Annotated in this window: 9 protein-coding genes and 4 pseudogenes; 10 read left to right on the forward strand and 3 right to left on the reverse strand. The window is 63.8% G+C overall.

The features are described from left to right. Positions 1 to 46: 46 nt before the first annotated feature. The 4 genes and pseudogenes from QTI66_RS39840 to QTI66_RS38925 form a co-directional block, all read left to right on the forward strand. Positions 47 to 295 (forward strand): annotated as a pseudogene (locus tag QTI66_RS39840) (AAA family ATPase); the annotation flags it as partial. A 55-nt stretch (positions 296 to 350) separates the two neighbouring features. Beyond that, positions 351 to 782 (forward strand): AAA family ATPase, encoded by a 432-nt coding sequence (locus tag QTI66_RS39845; RefSeq protein WP_353506294.1) that lies wholly within the window; start codon positions 351 to 353, stop codon positions 780 to 782. Further along, positions 731 to 1,465 (forward strand): annotated as a pseudogene (locus tag QTI66_RS38920) (IS6 family transposase). The gene QTI66_RS39845 and the pseudogene QTI66_RS38920 overlap by 52 nt, the downstream one beginning before the upstream one ends. 51 nt (positions 1,466 to 1,516) lie before the next feature. Beyond that, a pseudogene (locus QTI66_RS38925) lies at positions 1,517 to 1,791 on the forward strand (transposase); the annotation flags it as partial. 219 nt (positions 1,792 to 2,010) lie between these two features. Here the strand turns inward: QTI66_RS38925 and QTI66_RS38930 are convergent. Together QTI66_RS38930 and QTI66_RS38935 are read right to left on the reverse strand one after the other, a co-directional pair. Next, on the reverse strand, positions 2,011 to 2,478 hold the full coding sequence (locus tag QTI66_RS38930; protein ID WP_286565730.1) for a phasin family protein: 468 nt from the start codon (positions 2,476 to 2,478) through the stop codon (positions 2,011 to 2,013). A 312-nt stretch (positions 2,479 to 2,790) separates the two neighbouring features. Next, a complete protein-coding gene (locus QTI66_RS38935; RefSeq protein WP_286565731.1) occupies positions 2,791 to 3,009 on the reverse strand; it encodes a ubiquitin family protein in 219 nt (72 codons plus the stop codon). Positions 3,010 to 3,265: 256 nt separating this feature from the next. Here QTI66_RS38935 and QTI66_RS38940 point away from each other — a divergent pair, with 256 nt between their 5' ends. Further along, complete coding sequence (locus tag QTI66_RS38940; RefSeq protein WP_286565732.1) at positions 3,266 to 3,685, forward strand: hypothetical protein; 420 nt, start codon at positions 3,266 to 3,268, stop codon at positions 3,683 to 3,685. A 952-nt stretch (positions 3,686 to 4,637) separates the two neighbouring features. Here QTI66_RS38940 and QTI66_RS38945 read toward each other — a convergent pair. Further along, positions 4,638 to 5,222: a DUF2889 domain-containing protein gene (locus QTI66_RS38945; protein ID WP_286565733.1), complete on the reverse strand. Its 585-nt coding sequence runs from the start codon at positions 5,220 to 5,222 to the stop codon at positions 4,638 to 4,640. Between the two features lie 145 nt (positions 5,223 to 5,367). Here QTI66_RS38945 and QTI66_RS38950 point away from each other — a divergent pair, with 145 nt between their 5' ends. The 5 genes and pseudogenes from QTI66_RS38950 to QTI66_RS38965 all read left to right on the forward strand — a co-directional run bounded on the left by QTI66_RS38950 (position 5,368) and on the right by QTI66_RS38965 (position 8,105). After that, the gene (locus QTI66_RS38950; RefSeq protein WP_286565734.1) at positions 5,368 to 5,541 is read left to right on the forward strand and encodes a hypothetical protein; all 174 of its coding nucleotides are present in this window, start codon (positions 5,368 to 5,370) and stop codon (positions 5,539 to 5,541) included. A 30-nt stretch (positions 5,542 to 5,571) separates the two neighbouring features. Next, positions 5,572 to 5,703 carry a hypothetical protein gene (locus tag QTI66_RS38955; protein WP_286565735.1) on the forward strand — a complete coding sequence of 44 codons (132 nt, stop codon included), beginning with the start codon at positions 5,572 to 5,574 and terminating at the stop codon, positions 5,701 to 5,703. Between the two features lie 26 nt (positions 5,704 to 5,729). After that, positions 5,730 to 5,990 carry a hypothetical protein gene (locus tag QTI66_RS39850; protein WP_353506295.1) on the forward strand — a complete coding sequence of 87 codons (261 nt, stop codon included), beginning with the start codon at positions 5,730 to 5,732 and terminating at the stop codon, positions 5,988 to 5,990. Between the two features lie 85 nt (positions 5,991 to 6,075). Continuing rightward, a pseudogene (locus QTI66_RS38960) lies at positions 6,076 to 6,277 on the forward strand (aldehyde dehydrogenase (NADP(+))); the annotation flags it as partial. 784 nt (positions 6,278 to 7,061) lie between these two features. Then, entirely contained in the window at positions 7,062 to 8,105 is a 1,044-nt protein-coding gene (locus tag QTI66_RS38965) for an LLM class oxidoreductase (RefSeq protein WP_286565736.1), read from the forward strand. Positions 8,106 to 8,235: the final 130 nt, after the last annotated feature.

The raw sequence follows: 8,235 nt of genomic DNA on the forward strand, positions 1-8,235 counted from the left end.
ACGCGTGGTCGGCCAGGAGGAGGCGGTGCGCGCGGTCAGCGAAGCCGTGCGCCTGGCGCGAGCCGGCCTGGGCGAAGCAGGCAAGCCGACCGCGACCTTCCTCTTCCTCGGGCCCACCGGCGTCGGCAAGACCGAGCTGGCCAAGGCGCTGGCGGCGACGGTCTTCGGCAGCGAGGAGTCGCTGGTGCGCATCGACATGAGTGAGTATTCGGAGCGGCATACGGTTGCACGGCTGATCGGCGCTCCGCCCGGCTACGTGGGCTACGAGGAAGGCGGCCAGCTCACCGAGTGGGTGCGGCGCCGGCCCTACAACGTGGTGCTGCTCGACGAGATCGAGAAGGCACGCCGAGGTGCACAACATCCTGCTGCAGCTGTTCGACGAGGGGCGCCTCACGACGGCAAGGGCCGCGTGGTCGACTTCACCAATCACCATCATCATCGCCACCAGCAATCTCGGGTCGGAAGTGATCCAGCGCAACCTCAAGGCCAAGGATCGCGAAGTTCTCGCGTACCCGGCGCTGCGCGACCGGCTGATGGAACTGCCGCGCCACCACTTCCGGCCCGAGTTCCTGAACCGGGTCGACGAGGTCGTGGTTTTCCACGCGCTGGGCAAGCCCGAGATCCATGCCATCGTCGGGCTGCAGCTGCAGCATGTGGCGCGCACCGCTGCCGCGCAGAACGTACAGCTCAAGTTGGAATTGTCACGTTGGCGATGGCATAAGCTTGCTGGATGCAAAAGAAGAAGTCGCTGTATCACGGTCATCGGTTTCCTGCGGTGGTGATCAGCCAGGCGGTGCGCTGGTATTTTCGATTCCAGCTGAGCCTGCGCGATATCGAGGAGCTTCTGTTCGAGCGCGGTGTGGTCGTCAGCTACGAGACGATCCGGCGCCGGTGCGACAAGTTTCGGCGCGAGCTTTGCGCAGCGCGCCAAGGGCGCACGCCGCAAGCCGGGATCGACCTGGCATTTGAGATGTTCGTGACGCTGCGCGGCGAGCACTACTTGCTGTAGCGCGCCGTCGATCAGCATGGCGCCGAACTCGATATCCTGCTGCAAAAGCGCCGCGACAAGGCTGCCGCGAAACGCTTCTTCAAGCGCGTGCTCGCTGCCTGCCCGCAGGCACAGCGCAAGTCACCGACCGATTGCGCAGCTACCCGGCGGCCAAGGCCGAGATCGCGACGCTGGCGCGCGTGCGGCACGTGTTCGTGAAGGCCTGCGCGCGCGTGAACAACCGTGCCGAGAACAGCAGCCATCAACCCACCCGTGAGCGCGAGCGGCGCATGCGAGGCTTTCGCGTGCCGGAGCGCGCGCAGGCTTTTCTCCCAAGCTTCGGACCCATCCGCCAGCACTTTGCGATCAAGCGCCATTTGCTGCGCGCATCGCTCTATCGCAAGCAACTGGCTGCGCGCTTCGACGCTTGGCGCCTTTTTTGCCGGCCGCACCCAAAATCCGTCCGCCGCCTTCTGAGCCAGCAATCCTTTGCCACCTTTGCAACCCGTCATCGCCAACGTGACAATGTACCCGGCAGTCCTACTCAAGCTCTACATCTACGGGTATCTCAGCCGCATCCAGTCGAGCCGCCGCCTAAAGCGTGAAGCCCAACGCAATGTTGAACTGATGTGGCTGACCGGCCGCTGACCCCGGACTTCAAGACGATCACCGACTTCAGGCGTCTCAACGGCAAAGGCATCCGCAACGGCAAAGGCATCCGCAACGTCTGCAGGTGCTTCATTGCCATGTGCCGAGAGCTCAAGCTGTTCTCGCAGGCGATCGTCGCCATCGATGGCAGAAAAGGGGCCCGTCAGTATTTATTTGCGTCCGGCCGCGTACCTGCCTCGGGAACAAAATCTGGGCGCACGAGGTGAGGAGGTGGCGATCCGCATAAACGCCGCTTGCCTCACGCAACCGGGCTCTACTGGGATGTCGAGACCATCCGCGTGCACAGGCCGCCCCGCCCCAACAAGGATTTCATCGAAGCCGCACGTGACTTGGCTTCACTCCTGCTGCGCCCTCTATCCCTTCTTGGGCTGCATCTGCTTTGTGAATTGCTGCATGTGCTCGTTGGCTCGCTCAGTCATGTGGGCGATCGCGGCGGACTGCGACTTGCGCGCCATCTCGGCAAGTTCCCTCATGTCGGCAATCACCGTCTCAAAGGCCCTTCGGGCAATCTCGGCCTGCCTCGTAGGATCGGCGCCAGCACCGGCGGCGGCGGCCGCTTGCATTGCCTGCATTGCCCGCGCGAACATTTCAACTTGCTTTTGGACCATTGCCTGTATGCCTTGGTAGGCCAGGCTGTTGGCCTCCACCAGCGCCTCGATGTTCTTGCGTTGTGCTTCCACCATGGACGTCATGTCCACACCCGGCATCCTGAATTGGTCGAGCATCGTCGCCATATTGCCAAATGGATTGATGACACCTGGCATCTTGAACTGCTCGAACATCGTCGCGATACTGCCAAACGGATTGATCTCAGTCGCCATGACCTGTCTCCTTTAGGGGGTTGGGATTGAATGCAGAAGCTGCACCGGCTCGGCAAGATGTTCATTCTTGCACGACACCGGCTACTGTCATACCGGCCGCCGATCTCATCCAAGTGGAGCTGCGTCAGTTGATCGCCGCGCTAACGGCCGAAAATGCGAGCTCGACACATGTGCGAGGAGTCCGTGTCGATGGATCTCGCCGCGCGTTTGATTGCTTCATTGGATAGGCGCGACGGCAAGGGCGCCCATCTGCAGATGGACTGGCGGATCAGCCGCCTGCGGCCGCTGAGGTGTGAGCGGCGAGGCGGTTCGTCACGACCGGGCCGCCGCCTCCAGCTCGGCGGCGCGGGGTGGGTTCACGTTGAGCATCATCCCGCAGCGCCGGCCTTCGCTCACATGGACCAGCGCATCGCGCAGGCCGACTGTTCGGGCATCAAATGCGTTATCGACGCGTGGCCTCCATCGCAGCGACTTTGGATATTTCCCCACCAAGGTGAGCAGGATGGCTTCAACGGTGTGGTCCGTGGCCATGCCGACCGTTCCCCGCTCGGCGCTGTTGATACCGAGCCTCGGCGCGAGACAACACACGGCAGTTCGCCAGTGTCAAAACCGGACACACTGAGATAAATACTGGAAATGCCAAGGAAGGAAGTTGGTCGAAATTAAGGACCAACGAACCACCTGACAAGCAGCCATCGCTTGTACGAATTGATGGTTGCGTGGTGCCTCCGCCACGATGCGCCTGAAGTGCTGCTAGCGGAGAGCTCTTGAGCGTTACGATGGCAGCATGAAAAGCATGCAATGTGGCTCCCTCGCACGCAAGCGAGCCTTTGTCGCGGCCAGCCTCGCGGTCGAGGCGGCGGCGGTTGCCCTGTGTCCACTGGTCGATGCCGGAGCGCAAACGATGGCTCAATTGGACGGCGCGCAGCAGGAAGCTGACTATCGCGTGATCGCTGCGCGCTGCGGCACGCCCGCGTTCGAGAAGTCGTTTAGCCGCCATTCGAGGGCCGCCGTAGCCGCAGGATTGGTGTCCCCCAATCGGGATGCTGCCGCCGTCGAAAAGTCAATCACGGCGCTCAGACGCAGTTCTCTTTCCCTGGTGACGACCTCCACTGATTGTCCGGTCCTGCTCGCGCAACTCGAGGCGGTTCAAAGGCAGCGGAACAGTCTTGTGAAGCGCTCGCGAACGTCTGCATCAAAGCCGTAGGTGCGAAGTGGTGTCGGACTGGGGCAGCAGGAGCGGCAAGGGCCGCCGACGCAGGAAGGCAATCGGATCCCCGGGCTTTTGTCGCGCAAGCAACGCACGGCAAGATCCGGCGAGATGAAAAATTGAGTCCCAGCGAGATTGCCTCTCATCAAAATGGCCCACAAACGACACGCGGGCGGCTTGTCGCAGGGACCGGCTTGCAGCAGAGCCGCGCCCATACACCATTACGCCGCAACTGCAGCGCGAGTGCCGATCGATTGCGATGGCGCGATTGGTCAATCGACCGACGTTGGACGGGGTGCAGCCAAGGTGCGCACGTGTAGGGCCATTCCTGGACGGCCCGCCGTAGAAATGGTGTTGCGTTTCTCGCTTCACGAACGCCCCAGCGGTCAAAGCGCCGCCCCCCGCTGCCGGGGAAAATCGGACAAGGCCGAAGGGCCCCTTTGCGTCGAACTTTGGGACAGCAATTTTCGCGTCCCCTCCTTGGGCGAGAAAATCAAGGGCCTACTTGTCCCCGACGGCGGTGGATGACTATATGGATAACCTATCAAGGATTTCATCAAGGCCGCTCGTAGCTTGGCTCCCGTTTCGTTGCCCATCGAACGAGCACCGGGGCTCGCGTCTGAAAATTTAACAGGACCGGCGCCTACATGGAGCCGTCGGCACGCGGCAGCGCTTCGGTCAGCACTCCTCCGCCGCACTGTTGTGCGACTCGAAGAGCTCCGATCAAGTCCTTGCGGGTTGCCATGCTGCTTCGACTCGTCACCTTGGTCGTGCTCGCGTCGGACAAGCCGACGGGTAGCAAGTTACGTGAAGCAACAGGTCAGCTCGGGTAGCAATTCCGAGGAGCCATGCTGCTTGACGCCATCCAAAATTGAACAGTTCGTTCTTTCGTGTGCTGTGAGCTTGTCCAGGCAGCGGTACAGCGTGTTTTTCGCTGCGCAGCAGCGCTCTAGCGCGAAGGAGTTTTCGCTCGATAGCCTATGAACTGCGGCGCGATTCGCGCAATGACGGGACCGTCGAAATCCCAGCTCAGGCATTTGCCCATCTGATGGTCGGGCTCGGCGGTCGCAGGGGCCGCTTCACCGCGCAGTCGATGCTGGTGGCGGCGATAGCCTGGAACGGTCTGAAAGGCTACGGTAGCCATCACGCCCAGCAGCTCGCGCAGGTGGGTGCAGCCACGCACGCCGCCCATGGCGCTATCGACTTGCTTGCGCCAGCCCGGTCCAATCCTGGCGCCGACCAGCCCGTTGAATGGGTCGACGGCCGGTGAGCATTCCGCAAAAGGGGTGTTGGGCATGGCCGCCACAGCCGCTCGTACCGTGAGCGTGTCGTCGATCGTCAGGCGGATGCGCATATGGTGGACGGGTTCGCCGGCGGCGCGCGGACGGTCACCATTGCTCGTCGTCGCATAGGCCTTTGTGTCGACCAGTTCGGCCTCGAGGTCCCAGAGATCGTCAGCGCGCAGGAATCCCCGAGTAGTGATGGCGCGGGTGTGCACGGGTTCGCGTGGAATGGGTTCTGGCAGGGTTTGCATGATTTCGGGCACTTCTGGTTGCGGCCCTTCCAGCTTACTGCGTGACGCGCGCCCTCACGGTCGCCGCGTCTAGCGACCTGTCCAAAATGTTCACCGTCGAGCCCATCAAGGCGCAGGACAAGGCGATGTTGGACATGCTCGCCTCATGGACATCGAGAAAAGCAAGCCCTATCAGCCGGAGGAGGCGATGGTGCGCTCAATGCGCGAGGGCACCGTTGCGGCCTGGGCTCTACTGGGCCGATCGCCACTACGCCACGCTGATGATGGCCGACAAGAACAAAAATTCGCCTATGAGTACGAGGCCGCATCGATGTTGTGATCCGCGCTGCGCGGTTCGTCTGGTGCATGTATGTGCCCGAGACGCCGTCCCCGGCTGTACAAGCAGGCCATCCCGGCCGAGATGCCGGTCATGCAGTTCTGGGCGCTCACCGTCTACGACCGGGCCACTTTCGGTTTCATCTACACCGAGTCGGGCGCATGACGCTGTCGTCCTCCGACACGGACAAGATGAAGAGAAACGCCGACGGCTCGCTGACGCTGTACGTTGGCCCCAGGGCCCCTGAGGGCTGGGCATCCAACCTCGTGCCAAGAAGTACAGCCTCTTACTGCCATGCGCTTTTGCGGGCCCATCGACGCCATCAACAAGAAGCTCTTGAGTTGACAGACAGAGTGACTGACCCTTGCCGCCCACTGACTTGCGCTCTTGGACATGCCCGCTTCCTGAAAGCTGGCGACCTGCTCACTCGCTTTTCAGCCCCAGCTTCTTGATCACGGCGGTCCACCGCGAGGTTTCCGAAATCAACAAGCTATTGAACTGCTCTGGCCTGCCAGGCAGGGGATCCGCTCCGAGCAGGGACGGCGCACCGCCGGCCGGCCGGCTACGCGCGTGCGCGTCCCGCTTGGGCCTGTTGCGGTGTTCGCGGCCAGCCACTTCCCCTTTGCTTTTTCCGTCGCCGGCGGCGACACAGCCTCGGGGCTGTCGGCAGGCCGCCCTGTGGTCGCCAAAAGGCCATCCCGCACACCCGGGCCTCAGCCTTCAGGTCACGTCGCTGGCGACCGATGCGTTCGCGATGTGGTTTGCCAGCGAGGCCTCGCTCGCAGCTCGCACCCAGGGCAGTCGATCGCCAGGCCGCAGCATTCCGGAACGGATCAGCTCGGCAATTTCGTTCGCACAGCGTTCGCAGAGGTTCATAGATTCGCGGAAACGAGGCCAGGGGAGGCTGCTCCACATGCACGAGGCGCCGGTTGAATTGGCGCGCATGTGTTGCGGTACGGGCAACAGTACCTCGAACTCACGCCTCGGGCCACCCATCCCGCTGGATCCCGAGTTGCCTTGGTGCCGAGTTCGAAGCAGGTATCGCTTTCCGTGCTGCTTCGCGGACTCCAACGCGCGCCGCTACAACTGGCCCGTTCGGTTTGGCCGCGAACTGGCGCCGCTATGGCGACCACGCCTACACGCCAAGGGCTTGGGCCCCCGGGACTCGGCGGACTTCCGTCGGCGGACAAGGAGGTGGCAAGCCGCAACGTCGACGAAGCCAACGAGGCGTCGCGGGAGCGAGCAGTCTCGTCGCCGTTTCGCGTGGCTCGTGCCACGCGGCGCACGCCGCCTTTGCCCAACCTTGCTGCGGCGTGACACGCACTTGCGGTCCCCGCGCGCAAGCATGCGTCATGTCGATTGCAGACGCAACTGCTCGGCAATCGGCACCGGCTCGGGCGCGAGCGGGCGCATCGGATTGCGGCTACCCCGCATATGTCGCCGTCCTTGGGCAGTTTTCGCAGCAATCGGGAATACCGGCCCCGGCGCGCTGCGTACGCTTGCGGCATCCAACAGGAGGGCCCATGCTGAAAGTCAATTCAAAGGCCACGGTCGATGAAGCGCCAGGCTTTAGTCGCATGTTCCGCGCGGGCCGCCTCACGGTCGGCGTCTTCTTCCCCATCGAGGCCTACACGGGCGATGAGGCGCCGATGCGCGACCAGGAGCGTCTTGCGCAGCGCGCCGAGGCGCTCGGCTACGCCGCGCTGTGGGTGCGCGACGTGCCGCTGCGCGATCCGAATTTCGGCGACCTCGGCCAGATCTACGATCCCTGGGTGTACCTCGGCTGGATCGCGGCACACACGCAAACCATCGCGCTGGCCACCGGCTCCATCGTGCTGCCGCTGCGGCACCCGCTGCATGTGGCCAAGGCGGCTGCCTCGGTCGACCAGTTGTCGGGCGGCCGGCTGGTGCTGGGTGTGGCGTCGGGCGACCGTCCGGTGGAGTTCCCGGCCTTCGGCGTCGACATCGAACGGCGCGCCGGCCTGTTCCGCGAATATTTCGAGATGATCCGCCGCGCGCTGGAGCGCGAGTACCCGATGTTGGCGTCGACGGCCGGCGTGCTCGCGGCCAACGCCGACCTCGTGCCCAAGCCGGTCGGACGCCTGCCGATGCTCGTCACCGGAAACAGCGGGCAGGCGCTGCCGTGGATCGCCGGGCAGGCCGACGGCTGGATCACCTATCCACGCGGCATCGAACGCCAGGCAGAAATGGTGGCGCGCTGGCGCGGCGAGGTCCAGGCCGCCAGGCCGGGCGCCTTCAAGCCGTTTGCGCAATCGCTGTACGTCGACCTCGCCGACGATGCGCACCTGTCGCCGACGCCCATCCATCTCGGGTTCCGGGCGGGGCGGCACTTCCTGCTGCACTTTCTCGACTCGCTGCGCGTCGCCGGCGTCAACCACGTCGTCCTCAACCTCAAGTACGGCGCGCGGCCGGCGTCCGAGGTGCTCGAGGAGATCGGGACCGAGGTGCTGCCGGCCCTCGCCGGCGCGCAGGACGGCAAGCCTGTTGGCAGCGAACTGGAACCCAGCGATGACGAGTTCGACGACATGCTCGCGCCGCAGCATTGAGTTTGAGGCCGTCCGGCAATGGCGTCCTGCGCGCAAGGACGGGCTCCAGGCCTATGATGGCCCATGAAGGACCTGCGATATTTCGACCCTCACCGGCGCGCGACGTGGCTGGAACTGTTCTTCGACCTGA

This window comes from Variovorax brevis (assembly GCF_030317105.1).
Taxonomy (GTDB): Bacteria; Pseudomonadota; Gammaproteobacteria; order Burkholderiales; family Burkholderiaceae_C; genus Variovorax; species Variovorax brevis.